The sequence below is a fragment of the Rossellomorea sp. DUT-2 genome (genome assembly GCF_052665285.1).
Window position 1 is genome coordinate 778,489 of sequence record NZ_JBQPEO010000002.1, and the last position, 19,265, is coordinate 797,753.

Annotated in this window: 18 protein-coding genes; 3 read left to right on the forward strand and 15 right to left on the reverse strand. The window is 41.2% G+C overall.

Annotated elements, in window-relative coordinates:
* Positions 1-6 precede the first annotated feature (6 nt).
* The 14 genes from ACOSV2_RS09765 to ACOSV2_RS09830 form a co-directional block, all read right to left on the reverse strand.
* Complete coding sequence (locus ACOSV2_RS09765) at positions 7-579, reverse strand: Maf family protein (RefSeq protein ID WP_428974907.1); 573 nt, start codon at positions 577-579, stop codon at positions 7-9.
* A 186-nt stretch (positions 580-765) separates the two neighbouring features.
* Complete coding sequence (locus tag ACOSV2_RS09770; RefSeq protein WP_428974908.1) at positions 766-1,746, reverse strand: SPOR domain-containing protein; 981 nt, start codon at positions 1,744-1,746, stop codon at positions 766-768.
* Between the two features lie 100 nt (positions 1,747-1,846).
* Complete coding sequence (locus ACOSV2_RS09775; protein ID WP_428974909.1) at positions 1,847-2,284, reverse strand: type II secretion system protein; 438 nt, start codon at positions 2,282-2,284, stop codon at positions 1,847-1,849.
* A 13-nt stretch (positions 2,285-2,297) separates the two neighbouring features.
* Positions 2,298-3,068: a hypothetical protein gene (locus ACOSV2_RS09780; protein WP_428974910.1), complete on the reverse strand. Its 771-nt coding sequence runs from the start codon at positions 3,066-3,068 to the stop codon at positions 2,298-2,300.
* Positions 3,065-3,691, reverse strand: coding sequence for a PilN domain-containing protein (locus tag ACOSV2_RS09785; protein WP_428974911.1), 627 nt, complete (start codon positions 3,689-3,691; stop codon positions 3,065-3,067). The genes ACOSV2_RS09780 and ACOSV2_RS09785 overlap by 4 nt, the downstream gene beginning before the upstream one ends.
* The gene (gene pilM / locus ACOSV2_RS09790) at positions 3,691-4,653 is read right to left on the reverse strand and encodes a type IV pilus biogenesis protein PilM (RefSeq protein ID WP_428974912.1); all 963 of its coding nucleotides are present in this window, start codon (positions 4,651-4,653) and stop codon (positions 3,691-3,693) included. The genes ACOSV2_RS09785 and pilM overlap by 1 nt, the downstream gene beginning before the upstream one ends.
* A 14-nt stretch (positions 4,654-4,667) precedes the next feature.
* Positions 4,668-5,411: a prepilin peptidase gene (locus tag ACOSV2_RS09795; protein ID WP_428974913.1), complete on the reverse strand. Its 744-nt coding sequence runs from the start codon at positions 5,409-5,411 to the stop codon at positions 4,668-4,670.
* A 1-nt stretch (position 5,412) separates the two neighbouring features.
* Positions 5,413-5,835 carry a prepilin-type N-terminal cleavage/methylation domain-containing protein gene (locus ACOSV2_RS09800; RefSeq protein WP_428974914.1) on the reverse strand — a complete coding sequence of 141 codons (423 nt, stop codon included), beginning with the start codon at positions 5,833-5,835 and terminating at the stop codon, positions 5,413-5,415.
* 110 nt (positions 5,836-5,945) lie between these two features.
* Positions 5,946-7,157, reverse strand: coding sequence for a type II secretion system F family protein (locus tag ACOSV2_RS09805; protein ID WP_428974915.1), 1,212 nt, complete (start codon positions 7,155-7,157; stop codon positions 5,946-5,948).
* Positions 7,158-8,201 carry a type IV pilus twitching motility protein PilT gene (locus tag ACOSV2_RS09810; RefSeq protein ID WP_428974916.1) on the reverse strand — a complete coding sequence of 348 codons (1,044 nt, stop codon included), beginning with the start codon at positions 8,199-8,201 and terminating at the stop codon, positions 7,158-7,160. It lies immediately after the preceding gene.
* A 9-nt stretch (positions 8,202-8,210) separates the two neighbouring features.
* Complete coding sequence (locus ACOSV2_RS09815; protein ID WP_428974917.1) at positions 8,211-9,872, reverse strand: GspE/PulE family protein; 1,662 nt, start codon at positions 9,870-9,872, stop codon at positions 8,211-8,213.
* A 21-nt stretch (positions 9,873-9,893) separates the two neighbouring features.
* Positions 9,894-11,267, reverse strand: coding sequence for a VanW family protein (locus ACOSV2_RS09820; protein WP_428974918.1), 1,374 nt, complete (start codon positions 11,265-11,267; stop codon positions 9,894-9,896).
* Positions 11,268-11,289: 22 nt separating this feature from the next.
* Positions 11,290-12,027, reverse strand: a complete 738-nt coding sequence (locus tag ACOSV2_RS09825; protein ID WP_428974919.1) for a PRC-barrel domain-containing protein — start codon at positions 12,025-12,027, stop codon at positions 11,290-11,292.
* A gap of 10 nt (positions 12,028-12,037) precedes the next feature.
* Positions 12,038-13,261 (reverse strand): hypothetical protein, encoded by a 1,224-nt coding sequence (locus ACOSV2_RS09830; protein WP_428974920.1) that lies wholly within the window; start codon positions 13,259-13,261, stop codon positions 12,038-12,040.
* 114 nt (positions 13,262-13,375) lie between these two features.
* On the opposite strand from ACOSV2_RS09830, the gene ACOSV2_RS09835 reads away from it, so the two are divergent.
* Genes ACOSV2_RS09835 through ACOSV2_RS09845 form a run of 3 tightly spaced genes read left to right on the forward strand, consistent with a single transcriptional unit; the run spans position 13,376 to position 16,331 of the window.
* Complete coding sequence (locus tag ACOSV2_RS09835) at positions 13,376-13,906, forward strand: type IV pilus modification PilV family protein (RefSeq protein WP_428974921.1); 531 nt, start codon at positions 13,376-13,378, stop codon at positions 13,904-13,906.
* Positions 13,848-14,435, forward strand: a complete 588-nt coding sequence (locus ACOSV2_RS09840) for a PilW family protein (protein WP_428974922.1) — start codon at positions 13,848-13,850, stop codon at positions 14,433-14,435. Before ACOSV2_RS09835 ends, ACOSV2_RS09840 begins: the two co-directional genes overlap by 59 nt.
* A gap of 15 nt (positions 14,436-14,450) precedes the next feature.
* Positions 14,451-16,331, forward strand: coding sequence for a polymer-forming cytoskeletal protein (locus ACOSV2_RS09845; RefSeq protein ID WP_428974923.1), 1,881 nt, complete (start codon positions 14,451-14,453; stop codon positions 16,329-16,331).
* A 37-nt stretch (positions 16,332-16,368) separates the two neighbouring features.
* Here the strand turns inward: ACOSV2_RS09845 and ACOSV2_RS09850 are convergent, their stop codons facing one another.
* Positions 16,369-19,257, reverse strand: a complete 2,889-nt coding sequence (locus ACOSV2_RS09850; RefSeq protein ID WP_428974924.1) for a vWA domain-containing protein — start codon at positions 19,255-19,257, stop codon at positions 16,369-16,371.
* Positions 19,258-19,265: the final 8 nt, after the last annotated feature.

Below are 19,265 nucleotides of genomic sequence, written 5' to 3' on the forward strand. Positions count from 1 at the left end.
TGGGAGTCACTCTGGTTGAAGATAGCCCATTTCAAGTAAAACACGATTCACTCGTGAGATGGGTAAGCCAACGACGGAGAAATAATCACCTTTGATTTCTTTGACAAATTTCGCTCCGATTCCTTGAATACCATATGAACCGGCTTTATCAAAAGGTTCTTCAGATGCAATATATTCGTCGATCTCTTTAGAAGTCAACTCCCAAAACGTCACATCCGTTTTTTCATAAAAGAGTTCCTCCACGTCACCACGCAGAATGGCAACCCCGGTGTAGACAAAATGGGTAGAGCCGGAAAGCATGGATAGCATTTCTTTCGCTTCCTCTTTGGATTCCGGTTTACCAAGAATCTGATCATCCTTCGCTACGACGGTGTCTGAACCGATTACATAGTGAGTGGGGTATTGATTCGAGATTTCTTTCGCTTTTTTGCGGGCAAGATACATTACGACTTCATGGGGAGATAAATCAGATGAAAAAGTTTCCTCTACAGTAGAGCTGATAACGGAAAAAGAAAGTTGAATTTGTTGCAGAAGTTCTTTTCGACGAGGAGATTGTGAAGCGAGTATGAGGTTGGACACACCATACCAATCCTTTCAGAGTAGAAATTGGGAGATACATGAATATACTACCAAATTCCGCCTCTTTAAACAAGTAAAAATAGAGCCGGCACTCTTATGGTCAGGAAGCATAAATCTGACAAAATGAGAGAGGCTCTATTTTCGGTAAAAGATTATTTCCTAGAAAATAGTCTAATCCAGTCGAAATTATAATCCACTGTAAAGTTGAAGGTAGGATAACAGCTCTTCCTGAACTTTCTGGGCATCCTCCGGGGACTTCATCGCCACCGCGAGATTCCCTGCATTGACCAAGGACTCTTTCATGGACGCGATGGACTCTTGACCCACCTTGATTCCTTCCAATTCCTTCACTCCGGATTGAATCGTTTGAATCGTCTTTTCATCAGGCGTTCCACCGACCATTCCACTGCTGCTCTCCTGCGCTAATGTGTTGTAAAGCCCATTTCCCTTTTCCAAAAAGGATTTCTCTTCCTTTGAAGCATTTATTCCTTTAGCTCCAAATACAAATTCTTTCGCAAACACGTCTACCCCTTGTTCCTTCAATTCCGCTCCAAGCGATTTGGCTGTTTCAAGATCTCCCGAAACACCCAATAAAAGAAAGAATTGTCCATCCTTTTCCACACTTGCACTCTTCATCCCTTTACCTGCTAAGCTGTCCTTCATGGCATTAAGCGATTCCTCTGTTGAAAACACGCCGCCTTGAAGGATCGACGTTGAGAAATCCTGTAATTCAACAGCCGATACAGACTGCTTCCCTTCCGTATTTCCTTCTGCTGTCGTATCTTGCAGCGTTGCCGCCGGCGCCGAAGGACCATCTGTTGTCGTAATGACTTTAAGCGTGCCGAATCCCAGCACCGCTCCCACCACAACCGCACCAATGATGGACATTAGAAGATTGACAGAGTCCTGAAAAGGATTTTTGAAAGACTTGCGCTTCTTCTTGTTCCCTGACACATAATTGATTTTTTTGTATTCCTTAGGAGGCTGGGCTTCCTCATCGTCGGGAAGTATCCAATCGAATCCATTGTCTTCCGCCTCTTCCCCGGCAGCTGCTTCAGACTCCCCCGACTTCCAATCATATACAAGAAGATCTTCGTCAAAATTTGTTTTTTCACCATTAATTTTAATAGATATCTTTTTATCTTTGTCTCTTTTATTATTCATCATCGCCACCCTCCTTCATCTATTTTTTTCCATGCTATCACATCCAATAAAAAAAAGAACAAGACTTTTGTCGTCTTGTCCTAATAGGTTTTCGTCAAATTTTTTAGTTTTTCTGAAGTGATTGAATAGAAAGGGTAGAAAACGGGATTTCTTCCTTAACTCCGTTTCCATTTGTACAGAGATTATACTCTTCCCCCAATAAACAAATGGATATCACACTCTCCCCGTCAGCCAAAACATAAGAGGATTCATCCGGTGCCATGACTGTTTTGGAATGGGGATCCAAGATCGGTTCAATCAATTGAGCATCTATCAATTCTTTATACGTAATCTTACCCGTTACCTTCTCTTGAAGCATGGCATCCTTCGCATAGTATTGCGCTGAACTTTTCATCGTAAGTGCGTTTGCCACAAACGCCTGTTTCTTTGATTTTTCAATCAGATTGTTTATCGCCAATACAGCAATGACGGCGATGATCCCTAAGATCACGATAACAGCAAGCAATTCTACAAGCGTATATCCTTTTTCATTTTCACGCATTATCATCAAACCTTTAATTGGTATCTAGTTCTTCTGACTTTTGTTCTGGGAACTGCTGAAAAGGATTCTTTTTGTTAGAAGGCAGTGGTGCATCGAGCTTTGGCAGCTCCTTTTCAAGTTCTACTAAACCAGGTAAATAAAAGGCGGACACGACTAAATTCAATTGAATATTTTCAAATTCATCTTGGTATTGCAGTAACTCAGCCGGTCCGCTGAAAGAAATCTGTTCTACTTCCACGATGCGATGCAGCTCTTCTAATTTATTGATGAACTCCTCTATCTCGAAATAGCTCTTTGCTTCTACAGAAATCGTGGCTGTCAGTTTTTGAAGACCTTGTGGAAGGACCACAACAGGTGCCGGGTTCACTTCAGCGCCTTCTTCAGTTCCTTCACCATCCGCTCCGGAATCATCACCCCCGGCGCCCATGGATTCAGTTACAGGAAGGTCGACGGCACCTTCCGTAAATTCAATGCTTGTGATGAAACTGTCCGAGACGATTTCCGCTTTTTCCAGATCTATAAGCAGCTGCTGAGTAAGAGGTTTGACCGGAACCTTTTGTTGCAGTGAACTGGAATTTTCAAAGGAAGCCTGTTTAATGGAAGAAATCTTAGAATCCAATGCTTCAATCAGCTTCTCTTCCGTTTTGATTTCATTCTGCAGACTTTCTTTCTGATTTTTCACGGGTAGATAGTAGAACCATACTCCCCCGAGGATAAGAAATACTGCCATAACGATGGATGTACCGATCAGTAACCATTCTTTTTTCTCGAATCGTACATTCATTCCGAATCGCCTCCCTGCTCATCGGAAGTTTCCTCTGTTTCCATTTTCTTTATCTCTACTCTATTTAACGTTACTTCATACTGACCTATATACCTTGGTAAGATGGTTTCAGTATTAACGGCTGTTAGACTATCATTTTCAGAGATGGTTTCTGTAGCCAGCGCTAATAAAGTCGCTTCCTGAATGTACCGGGATTCCTTCAGATGCGTTAAATAAAACGCAGCTTCACTGCTTGTGTCAAATTGAATCGAGAGTTGGATACTCCCATCTTCAGCGTATGTAAATTGCTTCACGAAACCCCGTTCCGGCAGTAATTCGACCAGGTGATTCAAGACTGGCACGGTATCGATGGGATAGCTTTCCGCCCATCTGACTGCACTCTCCAATTGTACCCAGGCATCGGATGATTCAAAATCAGAAATACTTTGTTCTTTTTCAGCCCTGAGCTGCTTGGTACTCTGTAATTCCGTCGTCAGGACGTCCACGTCTTTTCCAATATTGAAAGCCAGCAGAAAAAGAACAAGAAGAGCAAGGATCCCAAAGGATAGCACACCGATAACCACATACAGCCACTGACGACTCCCTTTTTCATTTTGAGGTAATAAATTGATATCGACGAGCACTATATCACCTCTTTTAATCCTAAACCAATGGCGAGTAGAAACGCACTCGATAGTTCTTCATTGGTGTAGGCGTCCCGTGCCGCTGTCGGCACCTGGATAATATCGACCTCGAACCGATCTGATAAAAGGGTGTGGATTTCCCCTACCATGGGATGGTCACCGGTAACGTATATTTTATTAATCATGGCTTCATCATTTGTTAGTGTATATCGGTAAAAGCTGATCACTTTGTCGATTTCTTTCATCACGTCATCGAATTGAAGGGATTGAAAATCATTGTGATACATCCTCTCATCCATTACTTCCCGATCCTCCCCCAAGCCGATCGGCCTGAAAAATACAGGCTGATGATCATGAAAGATAGATACGGTCACATTAGCCTGATTGAAATAGAGGAGCATTTCATGGTCCTCTCTATGAGTTAGCTCCAATGAGTGAACATAGCGATAAAAGGCAAGTGGACTAATATCCGCCACAACGGGCTTTAAATGGGCATCAGTCAGGATCTGCTGATATTCCATGACAATATCTTCCGGTGCCGCCACCAGGATGATCTCTTTCTTGTCTCCTTTATTTCCTACAACCACCACATCAAAAACCGGATTTTCAAAAGGCAGGTGGATACTCGTCCCGATTTCCAGGAACAAGTGGCTCTTCACCTCATCGTCTTCAATATCGGATGATATCTCCATCTTCCTGATGATCATCTGAGTATTCGGAACGATGAATTGAACTTCCCTCTTCTTGATTCCCCAATCAAGGACACACTCTTCCAAAAAGACTTGAAAAGCTTCTTTTTCAATGATTTTGCCATCGGAGATCATCCCGTCAGCTATTCGTTTCTCTCCAAAATGGTGAATATGTAAAGGAGAAACAGATTTCAATTCTACAAATCGAATCCATTGATCACTGATGACGATATTGATTTTATTTTTATTCTTATTGAAGAGACGAGATAACATCTTGAATAACCCCTTTAGCTATATAAAGAAAAATACCAATGCAGGATTGGCTGGTGAAAGAAGTATGCTGCGAGTGTTCCTAATACGATATATGGCCCGAAAGCAATGGGTTCCCCTTTTTTGAAAAAACCAAGCATCAGGCCCGCAATACCGGCCACCGCTCCAAAAAGGGTAGCGAGGAAAAAGGAAAAAAGCATCACCTTGACCCCCACAACAAAACCAATCACAGCGAACAGTTTAATATCACCGCCACCCATTCCCCCTTTGCTGATGATGGCAATCAAAAGAAGCAGGCAAAAGCCGGTAATGCTCCCAGCAATGCTGTCCCACCAAGGGTTTAAAGGGATGAATATTCGTTCTGAGATAAACAGCACCGAAAAGAACAACAACACCTTATCGGGAATCACCATATATTTCAGATCACTGACCGTGATGATCATGAATAAAGAGACAAGTGTAAGAGCCACAATCAGCTCCGGCTGAAAGCCTAACATAATATAAGAAAGTAAGAATAAGAGTCCGGTAGATAGTTCCATCAATGGATAAAGAGGAGAAATGCGCCCCTTACACTGAGCGCATTTTCCCCCTTGTGTGATATAGGATAGTACGGGTATCAGTTCCTTGGCTGTCAGCGTATGTTGACAGTACGGGCAGGCTGATCTTGGTTTGACGATTGACTTTTTGAGCGGTATCCGAAGGCCGACTACGTTGTAGAAGGAGCCTAGGAGGAGACCGTAGATGAAAGCTATTACACCCATATTACATATCTACATCATCTCGAGTGATTTCATCTGGATTATCATTGTCTAGATAGAGACTTGTACCATTTGATAAGGTAACTGTATGGTCTCCATCTGCATCGATAGTTACAAATGAAGCCTGACCATCGTACGTACCTCCAGACGGATTATCTACAGGCTCAAGATATCCATTATCTTCTAATGTATCTAAATTTATTTGCCCACCATCTGCAATTTCTTCTCCAGTCATTGATAATCTTGCAGCATTAACCATCTGCTGAGCATTTGCAATATGGGCATCAGCACGAGAGTTATTAATCAACCCACCAATACTAGGAATCGCAATCGCCGCAATAATACCTAAAATAACGACAACAGCAAGTAATTCGATAAGCGTCAATCCCCGCTCATTTTTCAATCTTTTCCCCATTTTCTTTAACATGGTAATTCCTCCTGTTTATATATCTTTTACTAAAAACTAGTAATCTAGTACTAGTATACAACACTCATCCGACAAAAAAATCAAATTTTTTGTAAAATTATAGGTATTTTCTAATAGTTTTGAACATTATTGAAGATTTCGAACATCGGAACTAAAATCGAGGTCACGATTGTCCCGACCAGACCTGCCAGCATGACGATCATGAGTGGTTCGATCAGTGATTTAAGACGGTCTGTCGCACTTTCCACTTCTTTTTCGTAGAAGTCCGCTACTTTCGCCAGCATAGAGTCAAGGGATCCTGTCTCTTCCCCTATTGCAATCATCTGCGTCACCAATGGAGGAAAAGCCCAATGCCGTTTCATTGGGTCTGTAAGGGACGTCCCCTTCTCCAATGACCTCCGGGATTCGCCGATCACACGTGCTACCACTTCATTTTCCACAACTTTTTCGACGATGGCTAATGCTTGTAAAATAGGGACTGAGCTTGAAAATAATGAGCTTAATGTTCTCGTCATTCTCGCCAGTACCGCTTTCTGCAACATCTTCCCGAAAATCGGGATCCTCAGGATGGCATAGTCCAGATAATACTTCGATCGTTTATCTCTTCTTAACATGGCCAGAGAGAAAGCAATGAATACAAAAAACAAAATGATGATATACCAGAACTTTTGCATGAATTCACTTGAAGCAATAACAAACTTTGTGATGGCGGGCAGTTCGCCGCCGAAATCGGTCAGCATATTCACGAACGTCGGCACAACGGCAGCCAGTAAGAATATCACGACACCGATGGCAATGACGCCGACAACCATTGGATACGCTAACGCCGAAATGATTTTCTGTTTCGTGATATGCTGCTTTTCATAATGAGTGGCGAGCCCTTCCAATGTCTCATCCAGGCTCCCTGACGCTTCCCCGGCCTTTAGCATATTGATCAGCATTGGTTCAAAAATCTTCTTGTGACGGGAGAAGGCTTCAGATAATGGGTTCCCATCCCGCAATTCATCCTCGATTTCCGTTAGGGCTTTACCGAGTGCCTTACTCTCTGTCTGCTCGGCCAGGATATGAGTCGAATCAACCACTGTGACCCCGGCTTGAAGAAGGGTCGCAAACTGGCGCAGAAAAATAACAAGATGCTGTAATTTCACCGGGTTGCCGATCGTTATGTCTTTGGTCATGAGTGTCTCAGGCATTTCCAGGATTTCAATGACCCTTACTTCCTGCTTTTTTAACTGGATGAGTGCATCCTTCTTGGATGATGCCGTGATGATCCCAGACTTCTTTCCTTTTTGGTCCCTGCCTGTGTACTTATAACGTCCCATTTATTGAGGAATCTCCTCTCTGGTATAAGGAAACGCCATTTCCTTTGAAATGATGCCACTTTCATAAAGCCTCATCACACTGTCGCTCATGATGTGCATGCCTGAATTCTTGGAAGTCTGCATGACATTTTGAATTTGGTGGACTTTTTCGGAACGAATCAAATTGGCAATCGCTGCATTATTCATGAGGAGCTCTGTCGCAGCTCTTCTTCCTTTTTTATCCACTGTGGCAAACAATCTCTGTGAAAGGATCCCGACCAGGACCGATGCCAACTGTACGCGGATTTGCGATTGCTGCTCCGGCGGGAAAACGTCTACAATCCGCTCGATGGTGGCAGGGGCACTGGATGTATGAAGGGTTGCCAGTACCAGATGACCGGTTTCCGCTGCCGTGATGGCAGTATGTATCGTCTCCAGGTCCCTCATTTCCCCTACGAGAATAATATCCGGATCCTGTCTCAAGGCACTTCTCAACCCTTTTGAAAATGACCTTGTATCAAATCCCACTTCCCGCTGATCGATGATGGATGCCCCATGTTTGTGCAGGTATTCGATGGGGTCTTCCAGGGTAATGATATGCTTCCTCATTTTCCGGTTCATATAATCCACTATGGATGCGAGTGTGGTCGACTTTCCACTTCCCGTAGGTCCGGTAACAAGGAAGAGACCCTGTGGTTTTTCAGCAATCGTCTTCAATGCATGGGGAAGAAACAATTCCTCCATTGTAGGGATGGAAGTCGGGATGACACGTATGGCCAGAGATATACAGGAACGTTGTTTGAATGCATTCACCCTGAACCTTGAAACGCCCGGGATTCCATAGGAAAAGTCCAATTCACCCACTTCTTCAAAAGAGGGATAGATTGTTTCAGAAATGATGGCCTTTGCCATTGATTCCGTGTTATCAGGCAATAAGTTCTCTTTACCGAATCTTTTCAAGTCCCCATGTATGCGGAAGATAGGAGGGGAGCCGACAGTAAGATGGATATCGGACGCGCCTAACTCGTAAGCAGACTTTAGAAGATAATCAACTTTTTCTTTCAATACATTCACCTACTCTGAAATCGCTACTCTTAATACTTCTTCGGTCGTGGTCAAGCCCTGTTTTACTTTCAGCAAGCCGTCATCAATTAAGAAAATGGTTTTATTCCGTACGGCATGCTCCCTTAACTTGGAGAAGGGTTCGTTGTTCAGAATGACCTTCTTCATTTCATCATTCATGACGAGGACCTCATGAATGGCAATCCGACCTTTATATCCTGTCATATTACAGGAGGAGCACCCCTGCCCTCTCGTGATGGTCTCGATCTTCATGCCCCTTTTGGCAAATATCTCAATCTCCCGCCTGGTAGCCGGCATCTCTTGTTTGCAATCACGGCATACCTTCCTGATCAAGCGTTGAGCCACGACCCCGCTTAGTGATGAGGCAACCAAAAAGGGCTCTACACCCATATCCAATAGTCTTGTCACCGTACTGATTGAGTCATTGGTATGGATGGTACTCAACACGAGATGACCGGTTAAGGAAGCACGGATAGATACTTCGACTGTCTCCCTGTCACGTATTTCCCCGACCATGATAATATTTGGATCTTGACGCAAAATGGCCCGAAGCCCCTTCGCAAAGGTCAAACCGACATTTTGATTCACACCGATCTGGTTGATGCCCTCCAGCTGATACTCAACGGGATCTTCTATTGTAATGATGTTCACTTCTTCACTGTTGAGGTGATTTAAGGCAGCATATAAAGTAGAAGACTTCCCAGAACCGGTTGGTCCCGTGATGAGGACAATCCCTGTCGGCTGCTGAATCATCTTCATGAACCTCTGTTGATTTACCTTGTTGAACCCCAGTTTTAAGAGGTCATTCAGGCTAGATCCTAAATCCAGAATCCTCAATACAATTTTCTCTCCATAGACTGTCGGTAGTGTCGACACACGCAGGTCGATGGGATGAAAGTCGATATTCACCTTGATCCTCCCGTCCTGAGGTACCCTGAATTCGGTTATGTCGAGATTCGCCATGATTTTAAGCCTGGCAATCAACATACTTTGCATGTGCTTCGGGAGATTTCTTTCTGTCCTAAGAATGCCGTCCACCCTGTAACGTATGACGACTTTGGTTTCCTGAGGGTCGATATGTATATCACTTGCTTTTTGGGTCACAGCATTCGAAAGGATTCCGTTCACTAATCGGACGATGGGTGAATCGGAATCCACCTCCGTTTCTTCTTCTGCTCTATTTTGATCCCGATTCTGCTGAAATAGGTCTTCAAATCCATCCTCTAAGTCATAAAACTTATTGATGACTTTCAGAATATCATCCTTGGTTGCAATCGCTGTCTCGATTTGAAAGCCTGTGGCCAAGCGCAGATCCTCTATGGCGTAAAAGTCCAAAGGATCGCTCATGGCTACAAAAAGCCTGTCCCCTTCTTTTTTAAGGGGGATCATCAGGTTCCGCTTAGCCGATTCTTTAGGAATCAAGTGGAATAAGTTCGTTTCAAAGGGGTACCTGTATAGGCTGACATGGGGAATCCCCAATTGAAATTCCAGTACTTCAATCAACTGCTGTTCCGTAATATATCCTCTTTGAAGCAGGGCATCCCCTAACTTCTGTCCCTTCGCCTTATCTTTCAGGGTATCTTGTAACTGAGATGCGGATATGATCCCTGCTTCAACCAGCAGGTCTCCAAGCCTCTTTCTAATCGTGGTCACCTTATCACCCGCTTTCACGACTTATTTAATGTCTTTTTTCTTTGGTTTTGCTTCTCCATCTGATGGTCTTGAAGAATCCTGGTCGGCAGGATCTTCCCTTTCCTTCTCTGGGGAATGGTTCTCGTTCTCTTCCTCATCCATTGAGGAAGTGTCATCCTTTTCCCCATCATTCGATTCTTGATTCGATGATTCTTCACCGTTCTCCCCGGTTGGCACATTATCGAATGTTCCACTTGGGGTTTCCTGTAATTCCTGCAGTGGATACACCGTAATCTTATGCTGTGGTGCATAAAAATCTTCATTAATCAGTTCTTCTGAAAGGATTTCACCTGTAGAACTCAGTTTTTGCTTATAGACCCGAATCAGGACCCCGTCTTTCCCTTCTTGTTGAATATCGATGCTTCCTTTTTCAACAAAAGGGCTAAACTGTTTAATCACCCGTGGAGGGAACGTTTCCTTTTCCGACAAACGGACATTATAAGAGTTTGGGAAAGGGATCCCCTGCAATTGAGCCTTGATCCTATTCTCTTGGATGGCAAGCTTCACCTCATAACCGGTTGAATTAGGATTGGTGATGACAAAATCCTGGTTATTCATCGGATTGAATTTCGCTTCAAAGCCAAGGGTGACATAGTCCGGAAGCAGCTTGCTTATATTTCGTTCAATGATAGAAAAGTTGGAATGTAAGGTGATCTGATAGAGTAATGATGCAACCGGACTTAAATCAGCCTGTGATTCAACTACAAAACCTTCTGTTTCCAGGAAATCCGAAAAGGAAAATTGGGAATTGGGTACAATGGGAATGGAGGGATAATTGTCGATAAAGCTCTTGATCGTTGGTGTAACCTCTAATTCATTCGACACGGCCTCATACAGGACTTGTGGAGACTCATTACTGGCTGCATAATCGTATATCTGTAAACTCTCTTCTTTATGAAGACTACCAGCCAGAGAGAGGATATACTCCCGTAAAGATGGCAGGTTGATGTCTTCTCCCCTATAGTCAGCGAACTGATTTGAAAGAAACGCATCGAATGCCTTTTCATCCATCGTCACAATTAAACTTGTGTTTTCATCATCAACAAGTTTCTCTATGCTTTCTTCCAAATGAAATTGAAAGAGAGATGGGTCGATTTTGGCTGTTTCTCCATTGAAATCAAGCATCAGGTTTTGATTTACCTTCCACTCCTCTACTTTCTCATCCAGTATCTTCATTGCTTCCTCTTTGTTTGCTCCACCCAGTTTAATAGATGCAACCGCTGCATGTTTCGATAGATTGAGTGACTTAACAAAGAACGTTTCATAAGCAAAGACGCCTAAATGAGAAAATCCATATAGAAAGAATGTGGATAAGAACAAAACGGTCATCAGTTTAACAAGTAGACCTTTTTTCACACTAGGCGCTCCTTCCTGACTCCTACTTAATATTCATCGTTAAATCAACAAAAACAGATGGACCTGCGTCTTGAGCAGCTTTAATATCAGCTTCGGTTAGAGATGAACCTTTAGCAATTAATAGATTCCCCTCTAAATTATATATATCTTCAATCACTCTTTTTCCTGTGAGTAATTGAGTCTGTTTCGTTTTAATGGTCTCTAAGCCATGTTGGTGCGGTTGTAAAGGCAGAGGCTCTTCTTCGAAAACAGGATCAGGACTTACAAGTTGATCAAATGATCCTTTAAAATATTCTGCAGCGTCTTCGTTCACAATAATGATATCTTTCCCAAATGTTAGAACATGTTCCGTACCAAGGAAAAACGTGTTATCTTGGGCATTTAATTCTAAGGAAACAATAGCCCCGGTTTCATCATCCACATAAAACTCTTGAATGCTGCCGATCATTTGGCCTTTGCGGGTCATCACGCGGGTATCGTTAATTTTAATTTTTTTATTCACCAGCTGGTTCGCAATCGGGATTTCATTTAAATCGATTACGGCATTCTCATTTTCGACTGTTACGGCATATTCCCCTATACCAACTATCTTTTTAAACGGGATCGCCTTCACACTGACCTGCCAATCTTCATGCTCGATGGTCAGAAAATCAACCGAGCCCTTTTCCGGATTGATTACAAGGGATTTGACCCTCCCTATTTCACTTCCATCGGATATACTGATAATCGGTAAAGCTTTCATTTCTGCACTCTTTTTCATGTCATCTCACCTATTCTGTCAATTTAATTTCGTTTAACTTTTCCCATGCAAACTCATTTGTTTGCTCAATGTCCATTTTAATATACGGATACTCATTGAATCTCTTTGAAATCCCGTCAGTAAACATTTGTAAGTCATCGTATTGCTCTGTTGAAATGTAATGATCCATTAATATTCTTGCAAATGTATAGTAATCTTGATCGTGTAAACTTGGATGTAAGTAATGCTTAATCATGTTTTCCATCTGGTAGGACGATAAAATGCTCTTCGAGAGTGTGATTTGTTCAATCATGGTTTTCATAACCTCTCTCATGATCCTGGATCTTTTAGGAAGTGCATGTACGTGAAGGTCTTCTTCACTGATTTCTTCAGCAATACTATCCTCTGTATCCTCAAATATTTTGGGGTCCTCACCTTCAACTAAAATATCTTCCATTTCATCTTCAGAACCCGGTAAGTCCTCTAAATCTTCTACAGGTTCCAGTTGATCATCAACTACATCCTTCATTTCTTCATTTTCATTCTCAATGTTCTCGTCAGGTTCATTTATTAATCTTTCAATCTCACTTAAAACGATATCAGAAGACTCATTTCCTTCTTCTATTTCTTTTTTAGCTTCGTTTTCTTCGTATTCACCGGTATTCTCTATGAACCATTCACTTTCATCATCATCGACATTTTTCGACTCAGTTTCAGCGGCAGGGTACCCCTCTATGATATCGACAGCTTGTAACGGTTCATCTTGTTTTAAAGATCCATCTGTTTCAAGATCTCCTTGTGCCACGTCTACTTCGATTTCATAAAGATCCTCTGATTCAATTGGAGCTATTTCTTCTTCAACCGGAACGGAATTCACGGTATCCTCAATCAAATCCATTTTTTCTTCCTCAGCTTCAGTTTCATCCTTTTTATTATGTACATTATCCTTTAATCCCTTATGTTTATGGACTATTTGCATAGGTTCTTCTTCCAAATCCATCTCAGTGCCGGTAGCCAGGACTAAAAGACCACTGAATCGTTGCTCAATCACATAAGAAGAAAGACCTAACAAAACCATTAACATGATTCCAATCATCCAAATTGGATACTGGGTAGACGCGACTAATCCAAGGAGCGTTAAACCAAATGCAACACCGGCAATTAGTAGTTTCCCTTTTACGCTGATGCCTATCGGAATAAAATATAAAATAGGTAGCAACAGAATAAGTGCAAGTAATGAAAATAGGTAGATCATCTTACATCCATCTCCTCCCTATGATATATTTCTTATAAATCAGACTTTTTTTAACAAGTTTCGACTACTAGATATTGTATAATAAAGTCAGGTAATTTGAAAGCAGGTGTTGGGTTGAAACTTATAAAAATATTAAAAAATAATAGAGGCTTCACTTTAATTGAACTTTTGGTTTCAATTACAATCCTGGGGATCGTCCTTCTAAGTTTCATGAATTTTTTCCTTCAATCCAGTACATATACGAATGGCAATCAAAAGAAGACAGTAGGGGTCAATGTAGCCAGAAATGTCTTAATGTTCATGGAAAAACAAGACTTCCTTGAGGTCAGGGACTTTTTCTATGAAGTGAATATAGGCAGTAAAGATCCGAAAGATGAATTTTATAAATTATTCATTTGCGGGGATGAATACCAAACCTTCCCTAACTTCTCTACTGAATCAGAAATGATTGATTCCTGTCCGGACAAGAAAAATATAAATATAAACGGGTTAGAATATGAGACTGAGATTTTATCCGGAGAAGTCACGAACCCTGATGAATTAGATTACTATATTCCTATTACAATCGAAGTTAGGTGGAATATCAATGATAGAGAATACAGTGCGACTGTTGATGGAAAAGTTAAAAGCGAAGATATCCGATAATAGAGGTATTACCCTGGTTGAGTTATTACTTACCTTATCCATATCGGCTATCCTGTTACCCGTTACATACGGGGCAATGATTACCGGCTATAAGATTTACGAGAAAGTTTCGATCGATGCACAATTAAGGGAAGACGCAGATTATGTTTCTGCAATGGTAATGAAGAATCTTTATTCATACCCCTTCGATACAATTGAAGAATGCGTGCCATCCTCTTCTACTTGTGTAAAGTTTATAAACAGCAGTGAACTATCTGTAGCGCCCTATTCAGGAAAATCCTTCTATCAGGTAGAGGAAGAAGAGATTGTGAATGATGAACAAATCTTGCAACTAGTTCAAGTCGGGGAGAAAAAACAATGGAGCTTTGACGGGGCAATATTAACTACACCTTCTGACTTTTCGGGATCCATCATCACTTCCACCTGCACTTCTAAACCGTGCAATGAAGCGATCATACAGCTATCGTACAAAGTTTCACATCCTAATTTCGATAAAACCCTTAATTTAGAGAGCAGCTTCGGATTTTAGAAGGGAGAAAATAGCTTGATAACCAATCAAAGAGGAAATGCCTTACTTACCGTTTTAATTACATCTCTTGTTATGGTGACAATCGGTATGGCTATCATAAGTTCGACGATAGGTGGAGCTAAACGAACTGAAGTCAGAGAGACCGACATTGACATTACATATGAAGGCCTAAAGGCAGCAGAAGAAATTTCATCCAAGCTTGTCTTTCAATTGCAGCCCACAAAGGAGTTAGAAATCAGCACATTGACACCAGCGAATATAAATTCGAAAGTAGCAGCCTTTTTTCAATCTTCCATTCTTCCATCCTATCAGTCTACCGATAGAATAAAGTGTGTCACCATCATTGATGTGAGTGGGACCAGTGCAATAAACCTACTGGGTGACCACTGTACGAAATCCAACATTCCTGATTTCAAAACCTTTGAGCTGGACTATCTTGGCACCAATCTTACGAGAGTGTATGAAATCCTGATTCAAACAAAAAACCCTTCTTCTGAACAAGGGAAAGTCGAAAAGACCGTTCGAAAAAGGGTCATTTTATCGCCCGTCCCAAGCTTCCTTAAGTATACTCTAGGTTCAAGGGAACAGCTTCAATTAAATGGATCTCCACATCTGGTCGGTAACATCTATGCTCACTCTTTAGGCATAAGTGAAGATGCCGACTACCAACTTTCTAATAAACAGGAGAAAACATACCCATCACCATTTCCGTCCGTTATCGGGGACTTGTATACAAGCTACAACAAAGCGAATTATGAACATATGAAAAGCTTGATAACTTCAAATCAGTTCTATCCGCTTATAGCACCTCCCAAAGTAAAACAGGATAGTCAATTTACTGATATTTCATTTAATCAAACTTACGAAGAAGAGGTTAGCAAAGTATTAGAATCTCTTGATCTACCAATGAGAAATAACATTTCCCAAACAAATTTAATGAGTTCAATCAGAACTGTTTTTCTTTCTAATTCCTTCTCTCCTGCCCTTGTTGAAGATGGGATTTTGGATGCGAGATCCCAGGGGAAGGTTAAGGTGAATGGAAACATTACTATTAGAGGGCTACAGTATTCAGGGGTGGACCTGCTTGTAGATGGTGATGTGAATATTATCGCAAGTTCTCCAATGAATATCGGGAATATCATTTCGACTGGGAATGTGACGATTTCTAATTTAGAGGGAGAAATGACCATTGATAATATCGTGGCAGCAGGAAGAGTATCCATAGAGGCAAATTCACCCGTAATGCTGCAGGAGAATATAGTTAGTTTTGATCATATCTCTTTTCAATCACAAAATTCCACTTCCGTCATATCGGGAAATGTATTTTCAGGCAGGAATTTAACCATATTGGGTGATGCCAATGACCCATCAGGTGAGAATGATGAAATCAAGTTTGATTCCGTCATTTACGCAAGGGGAAAAACAAGTATTTCTAACTTGAATATAACCGGCAAAGAGAGTGAAGACGGCACAAATAATACAGGAGAATTAATTTTACTCTCTAAAGGAGAGTTACTATTAACAAGAATGAATGAATTTCAGTATTATGCTCAGGAGAAGGAAAAGGACGAATTACGTTTGCTGCCCGATCTAGCTGAGGGCATCAAGCCGTTACAAGCTTTTTTCTACACGGATAGTGACGCTACCCTTTATGGAGTTGGTTCATTATTTTATGTTAACGGCGGAGTCTTCTCAAAAGGCAACCTTACAGTGAATGCTGTTCGTGGGGACGTAGACAATATTGATGATGCAAATCAGAGCTCCCCCTCAAATCAGCAAGAGAAACTGTCAAGATTCATCGTAAACTATAACAAAGATGTCCTTCTTTCAAAGCTGGATACTTTACCAAAGGTTGAAGCCCTCTCATTAATCAGTGATGAGATAATAGTTGAATGAAAAAAGGGAGGTCCATTATCAAGGACCTCCCTTTCTATCACCATCTTCCATCGATATCCCCATCTCCGGTCTCCGGGTTTTCAGTTTCATCTTCTCCTGCAACCACTTCGAAAATCGCAATCGCCTTTATATCAGGATCTTCTTCAGAAGTAACCGTTATCGTCGTCACCCCTGTATTTTTAGGTATAACCTTCCAAACTCCATTTTCTTGCACGATGTCTACAACATCGTTACCTGTGTCGAGAACGTTCTTTATGTTTTTATTGGTTGCATTTTCAGGATTGAATACTAAATGAGAGTGTATATCGAATGCGTTACCTTCCAGCAATAAAGTGTACTTCGATTTTGTGAAGTCCATGCTTTCCAGATTCACAATCCTTGATTTAACAATGACTCGGATCATTTTTTTGTATTTCCCATTCTTGGTTTCAACTTCCACTAGATCCTCGCCGGGAGATAATCCTGTCATTCGGTTCTCTTTGATGGAATTGACTTGACTGTATGAGGAGTTAATCATTCCATCATCACCTTGTAGAACCCTCACATTATAATTATTGTTCGGTTTTCCAAACGGGAAGATATCGATATTGAATGACTGGGTTTCTCCAACATATAATTCAATTAATGAAGGTACACGTATTAATTCGTCACCCTCGATCCAAATGGTACTTTCAATAATGTAATCCTCTATTGCAAAGCCGCCAACGGCTTTTACACGGATTTCATTCTTCCCGAAACGATCAATGATTTTCGTATCTTCCAACTCAATTTCTGTCCATTCACCGTTTGTTTCTTCATTAAGAAGTTGATAGTGGTAAGAAATATTTCCTCCAGGAATACCATTAGAGAGATAGAATTCCACTTCATTCGAGACAGAAGAACCATCATCTAAAATAGTTTCTGTGAGTGGGTCTTTTACTATTAATTCAGGAACGAATGGTAAAACAGCGGTTGCTCCATTTTTGTAGGTAATAGTAAGCTGTGTAGGTTCACTCTCCAATGATTTTACAGGCATAATCGGGTATCGACTATCGACTCCAGGTTCCAGTGTTGCTACAACAGTTTCCGTTTGCCCCTGTATTCTAACCTTCTTGATCGTACCGTTTGAATAACCATCAAATGCAAATTCCCTTCCATTTTGCATTTGACGTGTTCTTACTTTCGCGCTTATTTCGTTATTATTCGGGCTCAGATTACTGCTCACTTTGTTCCCATATCGTGAATCGACATAATAGACTTTCGCTTGTGGCATTTTCACATTATTAATGGCCCAGACGGCGTTCATCGTTACAGGTATTTCAAGTGCAGGTTTAGTAAACGCACCGTTTTCAAAGCTCATCTTTTGTTTAACCTTGATTATGGCAATTTGTTGTCCATTGATATTCTGAATTGTTACATTAGGGCTTTCTTTAACGGTGATACCCTCTGGTAAGGGCTGGTGTATAGTAATCTCACTTAAATCACCATTTGCTTTCGGATTTACCAACCCGCCAAAATCAAGTTTGAACAGTCCTGTGAAAGTATTTGTTTCTTTTCCATCCTCAATAATTAAATTGAACAGGTCTTGATTAATTTTATTTAAGTCTACCCTTCCTGTGACCGATGCAGGTGCATCATCTTTCACTTCAATCGTCACAGACTTTCTATCACTAGATCGCCATTCTGTTTCTTCTGCCGTTTTAAACTGTACTTTTAAATCCTTAAACATATAGGATCCCTTATTGGAGAATTCCACCGGAAGCGATACTGTAATAGGAGTTGGTACCCCCTGCCCTACTTCGTATACTGTGGAAAATGGCAAATAAACTTTATTATTCATCACTGTGTATTGATTTTGGTCAACTGTCACATTTTCCGGCAACTGTACGACAATTTCGCCATCCAATTTAACTGAATTCAATTTGTTGGCTAATTTTTCGAATGCATCAGAGACGCTTCCTTCACTGGCTTTAATGAAACTACCCGACGTTTGCTGTGCCAGCATTTCAAGATAACGATCGTCCAGGTCTCCTTCTCCATAACCAAGGGTATGCATGGTGATTTTATCGTTGTAGATTTCCTTGGATACTTCAAGGCCTTTTTGTTTGATTAAAGCCTGCATTCGCTGGCTATTCGTTTCCAGCTCACCTGGATTGTACCAACCTGCATTAAATGATGTACCATCCATAGTAAAGGAAGGAATGTATAAAGACTTCAATTTACTATTATCCGGCGAGTATATTTTATGTAGCCATCGATTGTAACTGTATCTATTTTGAAAGTCATATACCAGTTGTTGATCACTCTCGACAACACTTGTTTCACTACAAAAAAACAAAAATGGCTTGGTACATACTTCTTTTTTCACTTTTTCAATCGACGTCGCAATCATCGGCTGTCCATCGGTTAAGAAGACAATATACTTTTCATTCTTGGAATCTTTCAGCATATTCTTCGCTGCACGCAAGGGGTCTGTGTAATTGGTGCCTCCATAAGCGGTGGTATGTAACATGGAAGTTTTAATAGCATCGAGGTCATTACTTAATGGAAGTATCGTTTCTATATCTGAAGAAAAGGTAATTAGAGAGAAGCGATCATTACTTTGTTTGTTCTTCTCAAAGAATTGTACGGCATTGGTCAGCCCATCCTTTGCATTTTGCATTTTATCCCTGGTGCTATTCATCGATCCTGACTTATCGAAGACAAAAACGATGTCTATAGGAGGTCGATTCGTTTCTTTCACCTCTCCTATTGGATTGATATGAAAGTCTAATGATGCTTTGGCATTACCATTCACCGGCTTAACAATTACTTCTTGGGACGGGGTAACATTGAAGTCTACTCTTAAATCTGAAGTTCCCTTGGAATAGGTATTTGTCGAATTAAAAATAAATGCCAGAAAAAGGATGAAAAGTAATAGTAGTGGAATCTTTCCCTGAATTCTCATAATATCCC